Consider the following 20,832-nt stretch of genomic DNA (forward strand, 5'->3'; position numbering starts at 1 on the left):
GCCGCCTGGGGTGCGGAGGGCGCGAACGCCCCGGCGGCGGGGGCGGTGGGTCAGGCGCGGGCCGGTTGGGTGGCGCGGTCGCGCGGGCGGGGGACGGGGGCGTCCGCCGCGGCCTGCTGGAGGCCGACGCCGCGCGTCTCCTCCGCCCACAGGACGCTGACCAGCAGGCCGAGCGCGGTCAGGCCGGCGGCGATCAGCATGGTGGGGCCGATGCCGAGGCCCGTCAGCGAGAGCGGCAGCAGGTAGGTGCCGACCGCCGCGCCGATGCGGCTCACCGAGGTGGCGAAACCGACGGCGGTGGCGCGGACCGAGGTGGGGAACAGCTCGTTGGGGTAGGTCCAGTCGAGCACGTTCGGGCCGCCGCACAGGAAGGCGTAGGCGCACAGCGCGGTCAGCGCCAGCAGCGAGGGGGCCGCGGGCCAGACGCCCAGGAAGACCAGCGGCACGATCATCAGCGCGAACGACCAGACGATCACCGGTCGGCGGCCGCGGCTGTCGATGGCGCGCAGCGCCGGGAAGCAGCCGACCAGGAAGACCAGGCTGATCAGCCCGGTGCCGAGGGTGTCCATCACGGTCCCGCCGGGGAGGCCGAACGCGCCCAGGATGGCGGGGCCGAAGGTCAGCATCGCGAACAGCGGGGCGACCTGGCACAGGAAGAACAGGCCGCAGAAGAGCGTGCGGCGGCGGTAGCGCGGGCTGAACAGCACCCGCAGTGAGCCGGTGTCCAGCCGCTCGCCGCCCGTGCGCTCGCCGGCGAGCAGGTCGTCCACGGTCACCTCGGCGCCGAGGTGCTCGCGCACCAGCTCGACGGCCTCCGCGCCGCGCCCGTTGCGGGCCAGCCACAGCGGCGACTCGGGCGAGCCGCGGCGTACCAGCATGAAGAAGGCGCACAGCACAGCCGGGCTGGCCAGCAGCCAGCGCCAGCTGTCGTGGCCGCCCAGCTGGATGCAGGCGTAGCCGACGACGTAGGCCAGGACGGAGCCCGCGTACCAGGCGATGATCTGCTGGCCCAGCAGCCGTCCGCGGTGCTTGACCGGGAGCCACTCCGCCAGCAGCGAGGTCGCGATCGGGTAGTCGGCGGCGACCGCCATGCCGAGCAGCAGCCGCAGGGCGACGATCGCCCACACGTCGGTGACCCAGAACGAGGCGACCGAGCAGGCCATCATGACCAGCAGGTCCGCGGTGTACATCACCTCGCGGCCGATCTTGTCGGTCAGCACGCCGAAGACGGCTCCGCCGACGAACATCCCGGCCAGCGCGGCGGCGCCGATCAGGCTCACCGCCCCGGTGCTGAGCCCGAGCTCGGGCTTCATGCCGATCAGGGCGACGCCGACGACGCTGAGGATGTAGCCGTCCAGCAGCGGCCCGCCGGAACAGGCCAGCGCGAGGCGGCGATGGAACCCCGTATAAGGGGCGTTGTCGATGGCTGTGGACATACGCGCCTCCTCAGCCGACCACCTCGCCGAGGAAGACGACGTGGTCGGCGCGGACGGCGCCGGTTCGGGGGCGGGCAGGGTGGATGCTCATGAGGAGGACAGGTCTCTCTCTTTGGGCTTTTGGTTGCTGCACACAACCACTTGCACTGTTCTTCATCCTGCCCACATATCGGGACATCATGTCAAGACAGCCCACCATGGACACCCGCCGAGACATCTCGACAGGGGAACCGGCCGAGACATCCGTGACACTGGGGTCGGTCGATCACTTCTCCGCGAACCCGGAAGGACCCCAACCCATGATCGTCGCTTTTTCGGTCACCCCGCTGGGCGTGGGCGAGGACGTCGCCGAGCCCGTCGCCGCCGCCGTCCGGATCGTCCGCGAGAGCGGACTGCCCAACCGGACCGACGCCATGTTCACCAGCGTCGAGGGCGAGTGGGACGAGGTGATGGCGGTCGTGAAGCGCGCCGTCGACGCCGTCAAGGAGCTGGCCCCGCGGGTCAGCGTCGTCCTGAAGGCCGACATCCGCGACGGCGTCACCGACGGCCTGACCTCCAAGGTCGAGAAGATCGAGCGGCTCCTCGCCGAGACCGACCACGCGGACTGACCACAAGGACTGATCCCGGGCTCCGCTCGGGCCGGGGCTACTCCCCCTCGGTGAAGGCCTCGCGGAGGCGGGCCTCCTCGTCGGCGGAGAGGTTGGTCTGGATGAGCTCCGCGTGGATGCCCTCGAAGGCCGGGCGGACGCGGTCGAGCACGGCGTCGGAGCTGAGGACGAACAGGGCGGAGGTGCCCGGGGTCACCTTCTCCTTGACGTCCTTGATGAAGCTCTCGTCGATGCCGAAGTGGGCCAGGTGCCCGCCGAGGGCGCCGCCCGCCGCGCCGATCGCCATGCCGATGAGCGGGATGAAGAAGATCAGTCCGAACAGGAAGCCCCAGAAGGCCCCACCCAGCGCGCCCGCGCCCGTCATGTCACTCAGATGGCGGGTCCTGGGCTTGCTGGCGCCGCCGGGCCAGCTGATCACGGCTCCGTCCTGAACCTTGATCAGCTCCTGGCCCTGCAGTTGCTTCAGCGTGGCGAGGGCCTCGTCGGCGCCCGTCGCGGTGGGGAAACGCCAGACCGTCAGCGTGGCCATGTGGCCTCCAAACTCGGGGGGAACGCACAACGCCTTCCATCCTCGGACCGGGTCCTGGGCCGCGCCACACGAGGCCGCCCGGACGGACGCCGTTCGGTTGCCGCGCGCGCCCGCAGAACCGAGCGTGGAAGCCAGCACTCCCCCGGAAGGACCAGGTGCGGGTCATGGCGGACAAGCAGACGGTCAGGCGCATCGCGGAGTTCATCGAGCCGCTGCGGGTGAAGCCCGGCTCCCGGGTGCGCCTGGCGAAGGACTTCGACCCCGGCTTCAAGGGCGGGATGAAGAAGCGCGAAGGCGTCGAGCTGCTGCGCACCGGTGTGGAGTTGCTGGCGGAGTACCAGGCACGGCTGGCCGCGCAGGACACCCACGGCGTGCTGATGTGCCTCCAGGCACTCGACGCCGGCGGCAAGGACGGGACCATCCGTCACGTCATGAGCGGGGTGAACCCGCAGGGCGTCCACGTCAGCAGTTTCAAGGTGCCCTCGATCGAGGAGCTCGACCACGACTACCTGTGGCGCTACGCCGCCCGGCTGCCCGCCCGCGGGGACATCGCCATCTTCAACCGGTCCCACTACGAGGAGGTCCTCGTGGTGCGGGTGCACCCGGAGAACCTCGACCGGCAGAAGCTGCCGCCGGAGGCCCGCGGGCCGGACCTGTGGCACGACCGCTACCGGGAGATCAACGACTGGGAGCGCCACCTGACCGACAACGGGTTCCGGCTGGTCAAGGTGTTCCTGAACCTGTCGAAGGAGGAGCAGCGCCGCCGCTTCCTGAAGCGGATCGACCTGCCGGAGAAGAACTGGAAGTTCTCCGCGGCGGACATCCGCGAACGCGGGTACTGGGACGACTACCAGAAGGCCTTCTCCGAGATGCTGTCGGCGACCAGCACCCCGTGGGCGCCCTGGTACGTCGTGCCGGCCGACCACAAGTGGTTCGCCCGGATCTGCGCCTCGGCGCTGCTCGTGCACACGCTGATGGACATCGACCCGCAGTATCCCGAGGTCGGCAAGAAGGCGCGGAAGGCCCTGCGCGCGGCGAAGCGCGACCTGGAGGACGAGGCGCCCAAGGGCGCCGCCCGGGACCCGTACGCGGCGAGGCACCGGCGCTGAGCCGGGATCGGAGTGAGACCAATGGCTGACCAGGCTGGCGGCGGCGGAACCCCGGACCTCGACGCGCCGCCGTGGTACGCGCTCCCCGCGCAGGAGGTGGCGGGCCGGCTCGGCGTGGACCCGGAGACGGGGCTCAGCGGATCCCGCGCCGCCGAACTGCTGGACGCGCACGGGCCGAACGCGCTGCCCGAGGAGCAGGCGCGGCCCGACTGGCTGCGCTTCCTCGACCAGTACCGCAGCTACATGCAGATCATCCTGGTGGCCGCGGCGGTGGTCTCCCTCGCGATCAAGGAGTGGAGCACCGGGATCCTGCTGATCGTCCTCACCCTCTTCAACGCCGTCGTGGGCCTGCGTCAGGAGGGCAAGGCCGAGAGCGCGATGAACGCGCTGAAGTCGATGATGAAGGCCACAGCCCGGGTGCGCCGGGACGGGGCCGAGACCGAACTCCCCGCCGAGCAGCTGGTCGTGGGCGACGTGGTGCTGATCTCGGCGGGGGACGAGGTGCCCGCGGACGGACGCATCGTCCGGGCGAGCGCGCTCCAGATCGACGAGTCCGCGCTGACCGGCGAGAGCGTCCCCGCGTCGAAGGACGCCGAGGCACTGACGGGCACGCAGCTCTCCCCGGGCGACCAGACGAACATGGCCTTCATGAACACCCCCGTCACGCACGGCAGCGCGCTGCTGGTGGTCACGGCGACGGGCTCCGGGACCGAACTGGGCAAGATCTCCGGGATGCTGTCAGCCACCGAAACCGAGCAGTCGCCGCTCACCCGGGAGCTGAACACGCTGACGCTGTGGATCGCCGCGGCGGCCGGTCTGACCATGATCGTGATGTTCGCCCTCGGCCGCAGCCGGGACCAGGCGTGGGACGCGCTGTTCGTCAGCGCGGTGTCGCTGGCCATCGCGGCCATCCCGGAGGCGCTGCCGACGGTCAGTCAGGTGATCCTGTCCGTCGGCAGCCTCAACCTGGCCAAGCGGCACGCGATCGTGAAGGAGCTGCCGTCCGTCGAGACGCTCGGCTTCACCTCGGCCATCAACTCCGACAAGACCGGCACGCTGACGATGAACCAGATGACCGTCGTCGAGGTGCTCAGCCCCACCGACCGCTACACCGTCTCGGGCACCGGCTACCGGCTGGACGGGCGCATCCAGCACGCCGCCGGATCCGCCGAGAGCATCGAGGACGCCGTCCTGCCCTATCTCATCGCCAACGACGCCAAGCTGGTCGACGACGCGGTCGTCGGCGACCCGACCGAGGGCGCCCTGCTGGTGCTGGGCCACAAGGCCGGCCTGGACATCGAGGGCACCCGGGACCGCTATCCGCGGCTGGCGACGCTGCCGTTCGACCCGAGCTACAAGCTGATGGCCAGCTTCAACGAGGCCAAGGACGCCTCCGGCCGACCGGTGGTGCGCTGCTTCGTCAAGGGCGCGGCGCCGGCGGTGATGTCCCGGGTGACCAGCGCCCAGTCGGCGGGCGGCGACGTCCCGTGGGACGCGGACCTGAGCGGACGCGCCCAGGCGCAGACCGAGCGGATGGGCGGCGAGGGCCTGCGGGTGATGGCCGCGGCCTTCCGCGACCTGGCCCCGGCCGAGTTCGATCCGGACGGGGACCTGCTGGCGCACGTCACCGACCTGCGCATCACCAGCCTGGTCGCCATGGTCGACCCGCCGCGCGAGGAGTCGAAGGCGGCGGTGGCCTCAGCGAAGGCGGCGCACATCCGGGTGCGCATGGTCACCGGCGACGACGTCACGACCGGTGCGGCCATCGCCCGGCAGCTCGGCATCGAGGGCGAAGCCCTGCTGGGCTCCGAGTTCGCCGCGCTGTCGGAGCCGGAGCGACTGGACCGGATCGACGGCATCGGCGTGGTGGGCCGGGTCGCACCCGAACACAAGGTGCTGCTGGCCGCGACGCTGAAGAAGAAGGGCGACGTGGTCGCGATGACGGGCGACGGGGTGAACGACGCCCCGGCGATCAAGGCCGCCGACATCGGCATCGCCATGGGCAGCGGCACGGACGTGGCCAAGAACGCCAGCCGCATGGTCCTGGCCGACGACAACTTCGCCACCATCGTCTACGCGGTGGAGGAGGGGCGGAAGCTCTACGACAACCTCACCAAGTACATCCGCTTCGTGCTGGTGCTGCTGGTGACGTTCGTGCTGACCTTCCTCGGGGCCACCGTCCTCAACATCGCCGCGGGTGAACCGTTCACCCCGCCGCAGGTGCTGTGGGTCCACTTCGTCGTCAACGCCCCCTTCGGCTTCGCCCTGGGCTTCGACCGGGAGAGCGCCGGGCTCATGCGGCGCATCCCGCGTCCGCGCGGGGAGTCGGTGCTGACCCGGCCCGTCGTGATCACCGTGGGGCTCGCCGGACTCGCCATCACCTGCCTGCTGCTCGCGCTGATCAAGCTGGGCGAGGCGCACTACGGCAGCACCCAGATCGGCAACTCGATCGCGTTCACCGCGTTCGCGCTCTGTCTGATCGTGGCGGCCTACGAGTGCCGCAGCGAGCGCGACTCGGTGCTCTCGGTCAGCACCTTCGACAGCAGGCAGATGAACTGGGCCGCACTGGGCGAGTTCGTGCTGGCGGTGCTGGTCACCCAGATGGACGCGTTCAACCACATCCTGGGGACCACCGACATCAACGTCCGGCAGTTCGGCTGGGCGCTGCTGGCCGCCGTGGCGCTGCTGGTGGTGTGGGAGCTGGGCAAGCTGCTGGCCCGCGGTCGACGGGCCGCGGAGCGCGCGGCTCACTCGGGCGGGGCGTCGTCCGCGATCCCCTGATCCCCCTGATCTGCTTGGCCGTCCCCTCGGTCGCGGACCCAGGAGCGGTACGCGTCCACGGCGGTGGGAAGGGTGGGGAAGATCCGCTCGGCGCCCACGGACTCGACCAGGCCGTAGGCGTCGAGTTCCTCGTAGAGGTCCTGTTTGACCCGGGCCAGCGCGAAGACGATCCCGCGCTCCTCCAGCTCCAGCCGCAGGGAGTCCACCGAGTCCAGCGCGGTGATGTCCACCTCGACGTTGGCCTCGGTGTTGAGGACGAACCACCGCGCCGGGTCGGGCTGGTCCTCGAGCGCGTCCAGGGCGCGGCGGCGGAAGTCCTCCGCGTTGGCGAAGAACAGCGGCGAGTCGTAGCGGTAGACCACGAGCCCGGGGACGGTGCGCGCCGCCGGGTAGTCGTCGACGTCGTGCATCCCGGCCATGCCGGGCACCAGGCCCAGCACCGCGTCGTGGGGCCGGGCGACCCGGCTGAGCAGTTCCACCACGGACAGCCCCACCGCGACCAGGACGCCGTAGAGGATGTCCAGAGCCAGCACGCCGACCAGGCAGGCGAGCGCCAGCAGCAGCTCCCGGCGGCGGAAGGAGGACAGCTTGCGGAACCCGGCGAGGTCGATCATGCGGACGGCGGCGAACACGACCAGCGCGCCGAGCACGGCGTCCGGGGTGTCGTGCAGCAGCGGGCTGAGGAAGAGCAGCACGGCGACCACGCCGACGCCCGCCGCCAGCGTGTAGACCTGGCTCTTCGCGCCCGTCGACTCGCCGATGGCGGTGCGGCTGGCGCTGCTGCTGACGGGGAAGCCCTGGAAGAAGCCCGCGCCGATGTTCACGGCGCCGAGGGCCAGCAGCTCCTGGTTGGCGTCCAGCTGCGGCTTGTCGTCCCGCTTGCCGAAGGCGCGCCCGGTGAGGATGAAGTCGGTGTAGCCGACCAGCAGGATGCCCATCGCGGGCAGGGCCAGCCGGTGCAGTTGGCCCAGGTCCGGCAGCTTGGGACGGGGCAGCCCGGCCGGGATGTCGCCGATCACCGCGATGCCGTGGTCCCCCAGGGAGAAGGCCGCCGAGACGGCGGTGCCGAGCACGACGGCCAGCAGCGGGCCGGGCAGGCGCGGCAGGAACCGGGCCACCAGCAGCAGGAAGAGCAGCGTGGCGAGGCTGAAGACCACGGTCGGCACGTGGGCCTCGGTGATGTCGGAGGCGAAGGACTTCAGCTGCGGGAAGAAGCCCTCGCCGCGGACGTCGACACCGGTGAGCTTGGAGAGCTGATCCACGATCATGATCAGCGCCACACCGGCCAGGTAGCCGATCAGCACGGGTCGCGACAGCAGGTCGGCGACGAAGCCGAGTCTGGCCAGCCACGCCACCAGGCACAGCAGGCCGACCACCACCGCGAGCGTGGCCGCCAGGACCGCGTAGCGGCCGGCGTCCCCGCCGGCCAGCGGTCCGACGACCGTCGCGGTCATCAGCGCGGTCGTCGACTCGGGCCCGACCGACAGCAGGCGCGACGAGCCGAAGATCGCGTACAGGACGATGGCCGGCAGGATCGCCCACAGTCCGGTGACGGGCTGCAGACCCGCCACGCTCCCGTACGCCATGACCTGCGGCACGAGGTAGGCGGCCACCGTGAGGCCCGCCAGCAGGTCGCCCCGCAGCCAGTCACGGCGGTAGCGGCGGAGGACCGCGAGGCCCGGCAGGGTCGGGACCACGCGACGCCACCCTTCGTCAGGGGCACCGGCAGACATGGGGACTCCTTCCGTCGTGCCTCCTCATGATGGCGCGCGAGGGGCCCGCCGGCCCTTCGGCCCGGCCGGGGGGAGCGGGGCGTCGTCGGTGTGGTGGTGCCGACGGCGGGCTGCGGGGCGATCATCGCTATAGATAAGGAAGGAATGATTCCGAATGTTGTCGGCTCGTTCCCGCGCCCGCCTCCTGGCCTGGCTCGCCCTGCTCGCCGGCCTCGCCGCGGTCGTCGTGCTGGTGGCAACGGCAGGGCTCGGCGGGCTGCTGATCCTGCTGCTCGGACTGTGCGGCCTGGTCGCCATGGCCGTCGGGCTGTGGCTGACGGTGGCCCACCGGGGCGTGGCGCGCTGGATCGGCGTCCTGCTGGCGGTGGGGGCGCTGGTCGTCGTCCTGGTCGGCTACACCCGCAAGGGGCTCTGGCCGGAGGCGGTCACCGCGGTGGTCCTGTGGGCCGCGGCGGCCCTTGCCGCCCGGTCGGCGCTGCGGACCGTCCGGCCGCCGAGCGGCATGCGGGCGGTCCGGCGCCCTCGGCCGAAGCATCCCGTCCTGATCATGAACCCGCGTTCGGGCGGGGGCAAGGTCGGCCGGTTCGGCCTGGTCGAAAAGGCCGAGGCGCTGGGCGCCGAGGTGGTGCTGCTGGACACCTCGGGCGAGCCCGTCGACGTCACCGAGCTCGCCCGGCGGGCGGTGGCCGAGGGCGCGGACCTGCTCGGCGTGGCGGGCGGCGACGGAACGCAGGCGCTGGTCGCGGCCGTCGCCGCGGAGCACGGGCTGCCGTTCCTGGTGCTGCCGGCCGGCACCCGCAACCACTTCGCCATGGATCTCGGCCTTGACCGCGCCGACCCGTCCCTCGCCCTCGCCGCGCTGACCGACGGCGAGGAACTGCTGGTCGACCTCGGGACGGTGAGCGGCAGGCCGTTCGTCAACACCGTCTCCTTCGGGGTGTACGCGCAGATCGTGCAGAGCCCCGAGTACCGCGACGCCAAGACCGGCACGGCGCTGGAGCAGCTGCCCGACCTGCTGCTCGGCTATTCCGGCGAGCGGCTCGACGCCGTCGCCGACGAGAACGCGCTCACCGCGCCGCAGGCGCTGCTGGTCAGCAACAACCCGTACGCGGGCGCACAGCCGCTGGGCGCCGCGCGCAGGCCCCGGCTGGACCGCGGCGTCCTGGGCGTCGTCGGCGTCAGGGTGGCCAACGCGGCGCAGGCGGCGGAGGTCGCGCTCCTCGGCAGGCGGGCTGCGGCCCTGACCGTGCTGACGGCCCACCAGGTCACCGTCGACTCCCCGGCGGCGACCATCCCGGTCGGGGTGGACGGTGAGGCGCTGCGCCTGCCCACGCCGGTGACCTGCACGGTCCGCCCCGGCGCGCTCCGTGCCCTGGTCCCGCGCCGCCGCCCCGGCGTTCCCCCGGCCCCGGGCGGCCCCCTCGACTGGCGCCGCCTGGTCGCCCTGGCACTGGGCAGCGCGCTGCCGAGCGAGGCGGACGCGACGGAGACGCCGGGCACGGGCAAGGAGGCCAGGGCCGGGGCTCGGGAGGGCGAGGGAGAAGAGTGATGGCGAGGGCGCGAGCCGCCCGCTCCGCCGGGCCGGTCGATCCCGCCGACGCCCGGGCGCGCTCGCTGTTGCGGCGGCTGCGCGCCGATCCCGCGCGCATGCCGGAGGAGCTCGCGGCCTTCGCCGTACGGGAGATGGGCCCGCGCGCCCAGGCGCGCGTCGACGGGCTGCGCAGCCGACTGCCGGAGGCCGACGCCGAACACCTCCGGGCCGAGACGGTCGCCCACGGAGTGCGGGCCTCGGTCACCGAAGGGGCGTTCGTGGGCGGACCGTTCCTCGTGTGGATCCCGGTCGCGTTCTGCCGGGCCCTGCTGGCCCAGGCGCAGTTTGTGCTGGAGCTGGGCGCCCTGGCCGGGCGCGATCCCCGCGCGTCGGCGCGCGCGGCCGAGCTGCTGGTGCTGCAAGGCGCCTACCGTGACACCCGGTCCGCCGCTGCGGCGCTCGCCGCGACCCCCGCGAGCACGGCGGCGGCGCCTGACCCGGGCGGCCGGTCGGCGGGACTGTGGCAGGTGACGATGCGGATGGCGAGCGTCCTGGGGCTGCGCGCCGTCGAAGGGGCCGGGCCGACGGTCCGGTGGTGGACGCGTGCCGGTCAGTGGCTGCTGCTCACCCTCGTGATCGTGGTCGGGATGGTGGTCCCGCTGGTGTGGCTGCCCTATATGACGGTCTCCTACCAGCGGTCGGGACGGGCCATCGCCGCGCGGGCGGACGCGTTCTACTTCGGCGCGACGGCCGCGTCGCCGACCGAAACCGAGGCCGGCACCCACGCGCGGACGGCAGCGCAAGCCGAAGCGGAAGCAGAGGCCGGGACGGATCCCGGCCTCGTCGCGGCGTGCGTGCGGGCGGTGGTCTCGGTCGTGCTCGTCGTCGGCCTGGTGCTGCTGGTCCTGCTCACCGGTGTGCAACTGGCCGATCGGCAGTGGCCGCTGCTGGTCCTGGTGCTCGGGGCCTCGTCGATCGGGGTCGGCGCGTGGTGGCAGCTGAGCCGCCGGGCGCGCGACCGACGAGCCGAGGAGACCCCGTGACGGCTCGCGGCCCCCGTCGTCACCTCCCGCCCGGACCGGACACCGCCGCGCGGTCCGGTCGGGCCAGCCGGGCCCGCGTCCTTGCGTGCCGGTGACCGTCGGCCGACGACCGCCGCACGGGCGGCGCGCCGACCGACGCCCCTCCGGCGCCCGCGGCCTTCGCCGCCCTGCGCACCCCCTGCGCGGGCCGCGCTCCTCCGATGTCCCGCACCACCTCGGAGAGATCCGCGAGCAGACGGCGCACGAGGCCGGCCATGAAGGCGACCCCGATGATCAGGACCAGTCCGGCGGCCTGATGCCCCGCCTTCCGGGGGGCGGGCGCGGCGGTGGCCGTCAGGCGCGGGCCGGCCGACGGGCCGTCGGCCGAGGCGGTCCCGTCACCGGACGGCGTGCCGCGCAGGATGTCGCGGGCGATCCCGACCACTCCCTCGACGGCGTGCGCGGCGGCGAACGCGGCGACCGACACGCAGACGATCAGCAGGGTCTCCGCCGGCGGCGTGCCAGGGGACTTGGGCGCGCGAAGCGCGGAATCAGCAGCGGGCATGTCACTGCCCTCCTTCTTTCGGCGCCGGCACCTCGCGGGTGCCCGGCACCAGCTCCCCTCAGCGGCGCGGGCGTCCGTGATGCACACGGATCGGATTCACGCCCCAGTGTCGACCCCGCCACCGTCGACTCCAGAAGGGCGCTTCGGCCCCACCTCACAGGGCCGAAGGTCCCCCGGAGAGCCGAGCGGTCGGGCCGTCAGAAGGCTTGGCGCCACCGCCACCGCCGCCGGCGGCGGTCCGGAGCGCGACGTCGACCTTCCGCTCCACGGCGTCCGCCGCGGCCGACGCTCCGCCGGCGGCGGCGTACCCGTCCGCGACGCGACGGGCGGCCGGGGCGCGGCGGATCGTGTCCAGGACGGCCGCGCGCAGCCGCCCGGTGGAGAGCCGCCGCGCGGACAGCACGACGCCCGCCCCGGCGACGGCGACCCGACGCGCCACCTCGAACTGGTCCCGGCCGAACGGCACGGCGCACACCGGAACGCCGCCCGCCAGTGCCTTCTGCACGATCCCCATCCCGGCGTGGCAGACCACCGCGGCGGCGCGGGACAGGATCCGCCCGTGCGGCAGGTACCGGGCGAGGCGGGCGTTGCGCGGCACGGTGAACCCGTCCGGGTCGACGCCGGCGCTGGTGGCGACGACGAACACGTCCTCGTCCGCGAGCGCGTCGAGGGCGACCTGGATCAGCCGGCCGTCGTTCTGGAAGTCGCTCGAGCAGGTGACCAGCACGATCGGCGCGTCGATGTCATCCAGCCAGCTCACGTCCGCGTCGTGCGGGGGATCCCAGACGCCGGGGCCCACCCGGCGCACCGTCGCGGGCCAGTCCGAGCGCGGGTACTCGAAGGGCTCCGCGCTGTAGTAGAGGACGAGCGGCGCGGTGGCGTAGACGTCGGCGGGCTCGCGCAGCAGGGGCAGACCGAGGTCCGCGCGGACCGGGTTGGACTCGGCGAGCACCATCCGCTCCACCGGCCGCAGCAGCGTGCGCCGGACCACGGCGTCGCGGACGCGGCCGAGCGCGTCCGCACGCGGTGTCAGGCCCAGCCCGTAGGGGGGAACGTCGCGGGACGGAACGGGAATCGGGAAGTGCACCACGTGCGCCCACGGCAGCCCCGAGCGCTCGGCGACCGCACTGGCGCCGAAGGCGGTCACGTCCACGATCAGCCCGTCCGGCCGGTGCTCGGCGAGGGCGCGCTCCAGATCCGGGATCTCCACCTGCGCGCGCCGCACCAGCGCGCGCAGGTCGCGCTTGAACGCGCCCATCGCCGTGCGGGCCTGCCAGTCCCCGCTGTGGATCTCCTCGAGCCGCGGATCGACGGGGACGGCGTCCAGACCCAGCTCGCGCAGCGGTCCGACGGCGGCCCCGGCGGTCGCGACGACGACGGTGTGCCCGCGCCGGCGCAACTCCAGCAACGTCGGCACGGTCGGGTAGAGGTGACCGAGCAGAGCGTTGGTGTAGGCGAGGTAGCGGGCCATCCTCGGCTCTCCGTTTCACCGTCGCGCTGCGGTCCGTTTGGCGATGCACCACCAAACGCGATCCAGGTGACGGCCCAGTGACCGGACGCGGTGACGCCGAGGAACGCTGGATGGCCGCAAGTGCCGTCCGGCTGACACTGGTTGGCGATCTCCGCGGTAGGGCCTCAGGAGCCTCCGCCCCGGGACGGCCCGAAGAACTCGACCTCGGCGACGGCGACCTGCTTGGTCGCCGAGGCGTTGTAGGCCGAGCGGATGACGAAGCGGACCGAGACGACGTCGTCGAAGCGCAAGGCCCGGGTCTGCGGCCCGACGTTCGGGTCGAGGGTGAGGGTGGTCGTGTGGACCTTACCGTCCGCGGTGGTCACGTCGGCTTCCAGGTTCTGCGGGAGCGCGGAGCTGTCGAGGTCGGACGCGTTCGTCGACTCGCCCGGCGTGATCACGACGTCGAGCAGGTCGACCGGCTGGTCGAACCCCGCCTGGATCCACCGGCCGGCGTCGTCACCCGTGAAGCCCGGTCCCCACCAGGTGTTGTCGTGCTCGTCGAAGGCCAGTTGGGGGCCGTGCTGCGGATAGGAGTTGGACGCGGTGATCTTCGAGGTGTCCGGCGGGATCAGGACGCGCTTGGAGAAGTGGTCGCCGACCGTCTGCGCCACCGAGCCGCTGTCGACCGCGAGCGTGATCAGCAGGGCCGCGACCGCGGCCATGGCCACCCAGCCGACGACCCGACTCCAGTCGCTGCGCAGCCGGGGCCGTTCGCCGGCCCACGGGTTGCGGCGCGGGCCGAAGCCCGGCAGGCGCCGCCACCAGGCGAGCTTGGGCGGGTCCTCGGGACGCCCCTCCATCGACATGGCGCAGCGACGGCAGAAGTGCCGGTCCGGCCGGTTGCCCGTGCCGCACCAGGGACACGGCGCTCCCCCGTCGTCGCCGGGCTCCGCCCCCGGGCTCTGCACGGTCGGCCGCGCGGCGAGCGGACGCCCCGGCAGCACCGGCACGATCGCGGGCTCGGCCTCCTGCTGCTGCGCGTCCGCGACGGGCACCAGCAGCGCGCGGGCCCGCTCGGCCGCGGCAGCGGCGGCGGTGGCAGCAGCCGCGTCCGGGGTGACGGGCGGGACGGCGGACGGGAGCGGCTCGGTGGGCGCCTCCTCGGGAGAGGCAGCGGGCGCCGGGATCCCGGCCCCGGCCACACCGGTGGAGCCATCACCCGCAGCGGGCCCCGAAGATGCCGCGCCCCACTCCGCCGCAGCCGCTCCCCCGGCACCGGCCGGGCTGCCCCCGGCAGAACCGGCAGAACCCGAGGCGGCGCCCCAACCTGCCTCGCCTGGACCGCCCGACGCGCCCACTGCGCCGCCCGCACCGGCCGGGCCGCCTGCGGCAGAACCGGCGGCAGCACCCCGATCCGCCTCGCCACGCCCACCACCCGACGCACCCACGCCAGTCGAGGCGGCGGAGCCGCCGGCAGCACCGAACGGCGCAGCCGCGCCACCGGCCGCACCCGGCGCGGCGGGCGCACCGGAAGCGGACGCAGGGCCTGTCCCGGCGGGAGTGCGCGGGGTGGTGGAGGTCCAGGTGAGGACCGCGCCGCAGGCGTCGCAGAAGGACTGGCCGGGGGTGGACGGGGTGCCGCACTCGGGGCAGGGCCGCGGCCCGCTCCCGCCCGCGTCGGGGTTCTGGCTGGTCACCTGTCAGGTCGTCCTTTCGAGCGCGGTCACCTGGACCGTGTAGGGCATGTGGGCGGGGCGCGCGGCGGAGACCAGGGCCTCCAGCCGGTGCTGGTCCAGCGGGGTGGGGTGCGGCAGCGCCAGGGTGACGTGGAGTCGGGGGCGGCGCTCGCCCGGCACGGGGCCGAGCGGACGGGCGTCCCACGCCACGCCGCCGCTCTCGCTGATCTCGGGCTCGACGCCGAAGGCGAGCCGTACCGCCTCGGCGAGGCCGCGGCGGGTGCCGCGGATACGGTGCAGGCGCGCGGCGGCGGCGACAGCCGCCCGCAGCAGCGCCTCCTCCTCGGTGCCGTCGACCTCGGCGCCGACCCAGTCGGCGAGCCAGCGGACGAAGTCCGCCGGGGCCAGCGCGGGGCTGAAGTACGCGTCCAGGCAGTCGAGGACGTTGTGCAGCGGGGCCAGCACCTCGTCCAGTCCCGCGACGAAGCGCTGGGCCAGGTCGTCCTCGGCGAAGACGGCGGGCAGCATCTCGGCCAGCGGCGCGGAGGAGCCGAGCCCGTCGACGGAGCCCCTCACGCCTGGTCCCCCGCGCCGATGCCGCCGACGACCCGGACCCGGTGGTCGAAGGAGAAGACCAGCGAGGGCGCGTCGAGGTCGATCCGGTCGGTGGCGTCGCCGCGCTTGCCGGTGAGCGGGTCCGCAGGGTGGAGCAGGACCTGGTCGACGAGTTCGACGCCGGGCACCCGCTGCAGTACGGCGAAGATCTCGCCGGACTGCACGGGGCGGCCGAAGGGCCAGCCCGTGCCCAGCGCGCCGCCGACCAGCGGGTCGAGGTGGCGGTAGAGCGCGTCGTGGACCTGCCGTCGGACGCGGTCGGTGTCGGCGCCGCGGAAGGCGTGCAGCGTGGCGACGACGGTGACGCCCTGGTAGAACGGCGGCCCGACGGCGAGCCGGGTGCCGATCAGCCGCCGCTCGTCGAGGTAGCCGGTGATCCGTTCCAACAGCGAGTCTGCGGGAACGAGTTGCTCGAAGCGGAGGCGACCGCCGGGATCGGGCACCGCGTGCGGGACCACCAGGACCCGTACCGCGTGGGCGCCGTGCTGGTCGGGCTCGCCCTCCAGGCAGGTGATGCGGGCGGTCTCCGGCGCGGCCCGGCGGGCCAGTTCCTCGTAGTCGCGCAGGGTGACGGCGCGGTCCTGGGCGCGCAGGGTCACGGGGGCGCGGGTCTTGGCCTCCTCGACGGTCTCGCCGTCGACGCCTCCGGTGGCGGCCTCGCGGTTGACCACGTCCGCCACGTACGGGACGGTGCTGCGCAGCACCTGGATGGCGCCGCGCGCGACGTTGCCCGCGCGGCCGCCGCCGGTGCGGTACTGCCGGGCGCGGATGACCGCGCCCTTCGGCGGAACCGCGCCGTACTGCCGCAGGGAGCCGTCCGGTTCGCGGACGGCGGTGCCGAAGGCGATCTCGCCGGTGGCGGCGTCGAGGGTGAAGTGGAGGTCGTCGGGGCCGGAGGCGGCGAAGTGGGCGACGACCTCCCAGTCGGTCCAGCCGTCGTCGTCGCCGATCTGGAGGTGCAGCGGCGGGACGTCGCCGACGACGGGCGCGTGGGCGAGCCGCAGCCGCTGGCCGGGCAGCCCGGTGGACTCGCCCAGCAGCTCGTCGCGGACCGTCTCGGCGTGGACCGCGCCGGTCGTGCCGCCGATGGTGAACGCCTCGGCGCTGCGCACGGTCGGTGAGGTGGTGTAGAAGGGCTGGCCGGGGTGGGGTTCGGTGACCCGGCAGCGCAGCCAGCCGGCCTCCTGCCGCCCGGTGCGGGACTTCACGTGGCCGCCGGGGACGTGCAGGACGACCTCGCCGGGGCGGTTGAGGCCGCCGGTGCCGTCGCGGTCGACCTCGCACTCGGCCCAGCCGTCCTCCGTCCAGGCCTCCCAGACCAGCGGGGGCTGCCGGGGGTCGACGCCGACGCCGTCGACGCGACTGTCCAGGGTGAGCGCGACCGCGCAGTGCGGGACGGCGTTGCTGAGCCCGAGGAGCATGCTGTCGCCGGGCTGCGGGGCCTCGGTGAAGCACATCACGTCCTTGGCCTCGGCCAGGTCCGAGGTGCGGTCGACGGTCGGCTCCCCCTGCCGCTGCACCACCAGGTGCGACAACGAACAGGGCACGACAGTGAGTTCGCGCTCGGTGGCGAAGACCACCGCCTCCTCGCTCTCGGTGCGGGCGGTCGCCGTCTCGGTGCCGACGGGCAGCCGGACCGGCTCGTCCAGCGGCGCGGAGAGCCAGAAGGTCACCTGGGCGCGCGCCGCCGAGGGCGGGAACAGCGTGATGCCGATGAGGTCGAGGAAGGCGAGGTGGTTCTTCTCCGGCACGCGGTTGAGCCGGTAGACGATCTGGTCCGCCATGTGCGCGACCGTCTCGACGAGCGTGACGCCCGGGTCGGACACGTTGTGGTCGGTCCACTCCGGGGCGCGCTGCTGGATGTAGCGCTTGGCGTCGTCGACGAACTGCTGGAAGCGGCGGTCGTCGAGGTTGGGAGAGGGCAGTGCCATCAGCGGTCGCTTTCGGTGGACGGACGCGGCGGTCGCGGGCCCGGGGAGGCCCCGGCCGGTTCCGGTTCGTCGTGGTCGGGGATGACGTAGAAGGGGAAGACCAGGCTGCGCGGGTTGTTGGTGCCGCGGATCGAGTAGCGGACGTCGATGTACAGGACCGCCTGGTCGTCGCCTGTGGTCACCTCGACGTCCTCGACCTCGATGCGCGGCTCCCAGCGGTCCAGGCTGACCAGCACCTCGTGCTGGATCCGGCCCGCGGTGGCCTCGTTGACGGGGGCGAACACCATGTCGTGGATGGCGCAGCCGAACTCGGGCCGCATCGGCCGCTCCCCCGGCGCGGTGGCCAGCACCAGCCGCATCGCCTCCTCGATCTCGCGCTCCCCCCTGACCAGGGCGACGCCGCCGGTGGGGCTGATCCGCATCGGGAACGCCCAGCCGCTGCCGACGAACTGTTCGGGCATCAGATCACCTCCGCCATCAGACGACCGGGATTCCGTTGGCGGTGACCACGCCGGCCAGCGCGACGTTGACACCGGCGATGTCCACGTTCAGCGGCGAGGTGAGCGCGAGGGAGCCCTCGCCCGCCAGCACGGCCGCGCCGATCGCGTTCAACTCCAGCGCGCCGAGCGCGTTCACGGCGATCGCCGTGCCCCGCACGCTGACCGCGCCCATCGACTCGATGCTGACGACGCCGCCGGCCTTGACCGAGAGGTCGGCCCCGGCCTCCAGCGACAGGCTCGCTCCCGCCTTGACGGACACCGAGGTGCCGCCCTTGATGCTGACGCTGCCCGCGCTGTCGACGGTGATCTCGGTCTCGGTGCGGTCCATGTTGATCGTCAGCCGGTCGTCGCCGGTCTTCAGCCGCACCCCGCGCTTGGTGCCCAGGCGCTGGTCGAGCAGGTCCAGACGGTTGCCGCTGCGGTCGGCGAGGGTGTGCCGGACGGTCCTGCCGCTGGTGCCGTCGTAGGGCTGGACGTCGCTGCGGCCCGGCAGGTCCTTGCCGTTGTAGAGACCGCCGATGACGTACGGGTGGTCCAACGCGCCGCGGTCGAAGGCGACCAGCACCTCGTCCTCGACGTCGAAGCCGATCAGCCCACCCCCGTTCACGCCGCCGAACTGCATGGTGCGGGTCCAGTCGCTGACATAGGTGTCGTCCAGCCAGGGGAAGCGCAGTTTGACCCGGCCCTGCCTGAGCGGGTCCTTGATGTCGGTGACCACGGCGTTGGCGACCCCGGGCAGGCGCGGCGAGACACCGCCGCCGCCGGAGGAGAGGCCGTACAGGGAGCGCCACTGACGTCCGCTGACGGTCAGTTGGACCTCGTAGTGGCGGCTGTCGCCGAAGCTGTGGCGCGCGCCGGTGACGGTGTACTTGCCCTCGAAGGGCTCGCCCACGGCGGAGAGGGCGACGGGCGTGCCGGGCCGCAGCTTGGGGTTGCCGCGGACGGTCACCTCCAACTCGGCGAAGGAGGCGGTGATGTCGTCGGCGAGCGACGCGGCGGCGTTCTTCACCTCCCCTTGCGTGTCGTAGGGGATGTGCGTCTCCACGCGGGTGGCGTCGCCGAAGGCGGAGACGGCAGCGGCCGGGGTGGCGCCGATGGCGATCGCCGGGTTGTCGACGGCGGGCTCCCGGCTGACCAGGGTGCGCTTGGCCGTCACGTCCCACCCGCGGGCCACCGCCTCGGCGACCTGGTCGGCGGAGGTGACGGCGGCCCGGCAGCGCAGGATGTCCTTGAACGCCTTCAGCACCAGCGGGTCGGTGTCGCTGCTGACCGGCGGAGCGCCGGCGGCCGAGGCCCGCTTGACGAACTGGAACGTCCCGCGGGGGCTCAGTGACATCACCATGTCGTTCTCGTCCGCGAGGCGGCCGAGGAAGTCCCAGTCGGTGACGTTGGCCTGGGTGATGAAGTCGTAGACGGTGGTGGTGGCATGGATGCTGCCGACGGGCACGCTGTCCTTGGCGCACAGGCGGCGGGCGATGTCGGAGGCGGTCATGTTCCGGTAGGCCTGCACCCGGCGCTGGCGCAGCATCCGGTGGCCGAGGTCGTAGCCGCGCACCACGGTGAAGCTGCCGGTGTTGTCGTAGTCGCTCTCCAGGGCGGTGATCTCGCCGGTGAGCAGCGGGGACTGGGCGCCCTTGCCGTCCGAGACCGGCGCCAGCACCACCTTGCTGCCGAGCTTGGCACCGGTGTCGCGCAGCACCAGCCGCTCGTGGTCGCGGAAGGTCAGCTCGAACGCGCCGGGCACGCCCGCCGCGAAGTCGATCCAGCCGCCGACCAGGTGGCGGGCGACGGCGTCGGTCAGCTTCGCACCGCCGATCTCGACGTGGAGGATGTTGGAGTAGCTGAACTCGGGCATCAGCGACCGACCTCTTCGGCGGCGGGCAGCATCAGCGCTGCCCCGGGGTGCAGTTGGGCGGGGTCGTCGATGCCGTTGGCCTCGGCGATGGCCCGCCAGGCGGTGGCGTCCCCGTACTCGCGCCAGGCCAGCGACTGGAGCGAGTCGCCCGCGACGACCCGGTGCACCCGCCGGGCGGTGAGCGCCCCGGAGGTCGGGTTCTGGCCTGCGGTCTGCCCCGGGACCTCCACGAGCTGGACGTGGCAGGTGGCGCGGATCGGCACCCCGGTAGTGCTGAACAGGGTGTAGGTCGCGTCCACGGAGGTCACGTAGGCGTTGAAGCGGGCGGTGGAGAAGGCCCCCCACTGGAAGATCACCCACGGGGTGGAGGGCTTGTTGGCCGCGATGCTGGACGCCGTGGTCTCGCAGCAGGAGAACAACGACTCGACGTTCTTGCGCACCTCGTTGCTGTCCGGGGTCTGCGAACGGTCCAGGAAGATCTCGACCGACAGCTCGCGTGGATCCGGCCCCATGTACTCGGGCACCGGGCCGTCGTGGTGACCGGGTGTGGTGGTGGCCTTCCAGGTGGCCCGGCGGCTGATCTGGAGCTGCGAGGGGTTGAAGTCGAAGCTGAAGGTGCTGATCAGCCCGCCCGGCGAGGTGCCGCCGCCGAGCGGCGGCTCGTGGATCGCGATGGTCGCCCGGACCAGGCTCTTGCCGGCCCCACCGCCGCTGCCCGCCATCTACGCCGCCCCCGCGTCCGTGAAGCCGTGATGGGTGATCTCCAGCGTCTCGGTGGCCACCGCCGGGCTCTCCGGGTTGAGCGACGGCCCGCGCCAGCTCACCGGCAGCACGTCGATCAGGCCCCACCGGGCCACCAGCGAGCCGTCCGCGCGCAGCGCGGCGATCTGGGCCGTCGGCCGGTGGATGCCGGTGGTCACCGAGCTGATCCAGGCCGCGACCTTGGAGGTGTCGGGCGTCAACGGGCGGGTGAGCGTGATGTTGGAGAACATCACGCGGGAGGGCAGCTGCCAGACGAAACCGTTGTTGCCGCCCTCCTGGTGCTGGTGGATCTCGACGGAGGAGGACAGGCCCTCGCAGGTGTTGAAGGTGCCCAGGCTCTCACCGTCGATGGTGAGGTGGAAGAAGATGGTGGAGCCGGGGTCCAGTTCCTGGGGCATCGGATGCTGCTGCCTTCCTGCGGGCGGATCGGGTGGTGCGGAGTGGTGCGCGGTGGTGCGGAGCGAGGCGGAGTGGTGCGGAGCGGTCCCGGAGGGTGGATCAGCGGCGGTCGTCCCGGAGCCTGCCGACCCGCTCGCGGTCGAACCGCAGCTCCATGCGCAGCAGGCGCGTCAGCGGTCCGATCAGACGGTGGGTCAGCTCGTCGAGCTGGCCCTCCTTGAGCATCCGCGCGTCGAACGCCTCGGTGATCTTCTCGGGGTCGTACCGGGCGGCGGTCGACGCCGGCGGGCCGACGGCGGGAGGGGCGGCGGCGGGAGGGGCGGCGGG

Annotated in this window: 17 protein-coding genes and 1 pseudogene; 5 read left to right on the forward strand and 13 right to left on the reverse strand. The window is 73.1% G+C overall.

Going from position 1 to position 20,832, the window contains the following annotated elements:
* Nucleotides 1-50: 50 nt before the first annotated feature.
* Nucleotides 51-1,436 carry an MFS transporter gene (locus TR50_RS19065; protein ID WP_042422514.1) on the reverse strand — a complete coding sequence of 462 codons (1,386 nt, stop codon included), beginning with the start codon at nucleotides 1,434-1,436 and terminating at the stop codon, nucleotides 51-53.
* A gap of 299 nt (nucleotides 1,437-1,735) precedes the next feature.
* On the opposite strand from TR50_RS19065, the gene TR50_RS19070 reads away from it, so the two are divergent.
* Nucleotides 1,736-2,044 carry an MTH1187 family thiamine-binding protein gene (locus tag TR50_RS19070; RefSeq protein WP_042422516.1) on the forward strand — a complete coding sequence of 103 codons (309 nt, stop codon included), beginning with the start codon at nucleotides 1,736-1,738 and terminating at the stop codon, nucleotides 2,042-2,044.
* 37 nt (nucleotides 2,045-2,081) lie between these two features.
* Here TR50_RS19070 and TR50_RS19075 read toward each other — a convergent pair whose 3' ends face one another.
* Nucleotides 2,082-2,573, reverse strand: a complete 492-nt coding sequence (locus tag TR50_RS19075) for a DUF1269 domain-containing protein (protein WP_042422518.1) — start codon at nucleotides 2,571-2,573, stop codon at nucleotides 2,082-2,084.
* A 164-nt stretch (nucleotides 2,574-2,737) separates the two neighbouring features.
* Between TR50_RS19075 and TR50_RS19080 the strand changes: the two genes are divergently transcribed.
* Together TR50_RS19080 and TR50_RS19085 are read left to right on the forward strand one after the other, a co-directional pair.
* Nucleotides 2,738-3,682 (forward strand): polyphosphate kinase 2 family protein, encoded by a 945-nt coding sequence (locus tag TR50_RS19080; protein ID WP_042422520.1) that lies wholly within the window; start codon nucleotides 2,738-2,740, stop codon nucleotides 3,680-3,682.
* A 21-nt stretch (nucleotides 3,683-3,703) separates the two neighbouring features.
* Nucleotides 3,704-6,463 carry a cation-translocating P-type ATPase gene (locus TR50_RS19085; RefSeq protein ID WP_042422521.1) on the forward strand — a complete coding sequence of 920 codons (2,760 nt, stop codon included), beginning with the start codon at nucleotides 3,704-3,706 and terminating at the stop codon, nucleotides 6,461-6,463.
* Here TR50_RS19085 and TR50_RS19090 read toward each other — a convergent pair.
* On the reverse strand, nucleotides 6,430-8,196 hold the full coding sequence (locus TR50_RS19090; RefSeq protein ID WP_042422523.1) for a SulP family inorganic anion transporter: 1,767 nt from the start codon (nucleotides 8,194-8,196) through the stop codon (nucleotides 6,430-6,432). The two genes, TR50_RS19085 and TR50_RS19090, sit on opposite strands and share 34 nt — an antisense overlap.
* Before the next feature lie 154 nt (nucleotides 8,197-8,350).
* Between TR50_RS19090 and TR50_RS19095 the strand changes: the two genes are divergently transcribed.
* Both TR50_RS19095 and TR50_RS19100 read left to right on the forward strand, forming a co-directional pair.
* Nucleotides 8,351-9,745 (forward strand): diacylglycerol/lipid kinase family protein, encoded by a 1,395-nt coding sequence (locus tag TR50_RS19095; protein WP_042422525.1) that lies wholly within the window; start codon nucleotides 8,351-8,353, stop codon nucleotides 9,743-9,745.
* Nucleotides 9,745-10,770 (forward strand): hypothetical protein, encoded by a 1,026-nt coding sequence (locus TR50_RS19100; protein ID WP_052441097.1) that lies wholly within the window; start codon nucleotides 9,745-9,747, stop codon nucleotides 10,768-10,770. The genes TR50_RS19095 and TR50_RS19100 overlap by 1 nt, the downstream gene beginning before the upstream one ends.
* Nucleotides 10,771-10,789: 19 nt before the next feature.
* Here TR50_RS19100 and TR50_RS19105 read toward each other — a convergent pair whose 3' ends face one another.
* The 10 genes and pseudogenes from TR50_RS19105 to TR50_RS46770 all read right to left on the reverse strand — a co-directional run.
* Nucleotides 10,790-11,314: a hypothetical protein gene (locus TR50_RS19105; RefSeq protein ID WP_042422527.1), complete on the reverse strand. Its 525-nt coding sequence runs from the start codon at nucleotides 11,312-11,314 to the stop codon at nucleotides 10,790-10,792.
* Between the two features lie 154 nt (nucleotides 11,315-11,468).
* Nucleotides 11,469-12,785: a nucleotide disphospho-sugar-binding domain-containing protein gene (locus TR50_RS19110; RefSeq protein WP_052441098.1), complete on the reverse strand. Its 1,317-nt coding sequence runs from the start codon at nucleotides 12,783-12,785 to the stop codon at nucleotides 11,469-11,471.
* A gap of 164 nt (nucleotides 12,786-12,949) precedes the next feature.
* The gene (locus TR50_RS45585) at nucleotides 12,950-13,969 is read right to left on the reverse strand and encodes an NADase-type glycan-binding domain-containing protein (RefSeq protein ID WP_052441099.1); all 1,020 of its coding nucleotides are present in this window, start codon (nucleotides 13,967-13,969) and stop codon (nucleotides 12,950-12,952) included.
* 498 nt (nucleotides 13,970-14,467) lie between these two features.
* Nucleotides 14,468-15,019, reverse strand: coding sequence for a phage tail protein (locus TR50_RS19120; protein WP_042422531.1), 552 nt, complete (start codon nucleotides 15,017-15,019; stop codon nucleotides 14,468-14,470).
* Nucleotides 15,016-16,989, reverse strand: coding sequence for a putative baseplate assembly protein (locus tag TR50_RS19125; protein WP_042422533.1), 1,974 nt, complete (start codon nucleotides 16,987-16,989; stop codon nucleotides 15,016-15,018). Before TR50_RS19125 ends, TR50_RS19120 begins: the two co-directional genes overlap by 4 nt.
* Nucleotides 16,989-17,450 carry a GPW/gp25 family protein gene (locus tag TR50_RS19130; protein ID WP_042422535.1) on the reverse strand — a complete coding sequence of 154 codons (462 nt, stop codon included), beginning with the start codon at nucleotides 17,448-17,450 and terminating at the stop codon, nucleotides 16,989-16,991. The genes TR50_RS19125 and TR50_RS19130 overlap by 1 nt, the downstream gene beginning before the upstream one ends.
* Nucleotides 17,451-17,466: 16 nt before the next feature.
* A complete protein-coding gene (locus TR50_RS19135) occupies nucleotides 17,467-19,344 on the reverse strand; it encodes a VgrG-related protein (RefSeq protein WP_042422537.1) in 1,878 nt (625 codons plus the stop codon).
* Nucleotides 19,344-20,066, reverse strand: a complete 723-nt coding sequence (locus tag TR50_RS19140; RefSeq protein ID WP_042422539.1) for a CIS tube protein — start codon at nucleotides 20,064-20,066, stop codon at nucleotides 19,344-19,346. Before TR50_RS19140 ends, TR50_RS19135 begins: the two co-directional genes overlap by 1 nt.
* On the reverse strand, nucleotides 20,067-20,504 hold the full coding sequence (locus tag TR50_RS19145; RefSeq protein ID WP_042422541.1) for a phage tail protein: 438 nt from the start codon (nucleotides 20,502-20,504) through the stop codon (nucleotides 20,067-20,069).
* 100 nt (nucleotides 20,505-20,604) lie between these two features.
* A pseudogene (locus TR50_RS46770) lies at nucleotides 20,605-20,832 on the reverse strand (hypothetical protein); the annotation flags it as partial.

This window comes from Streptacidiphilus anmyonensis (assembly GCF_000787855.1).
Taxonomy (GTDB): Bacteria; Actinomycetota; Actinomycetes; order Streptomycetales; family Streptomycetaceae; genus Streptacidiphilus; species Streptacidiphilus anmyonensis.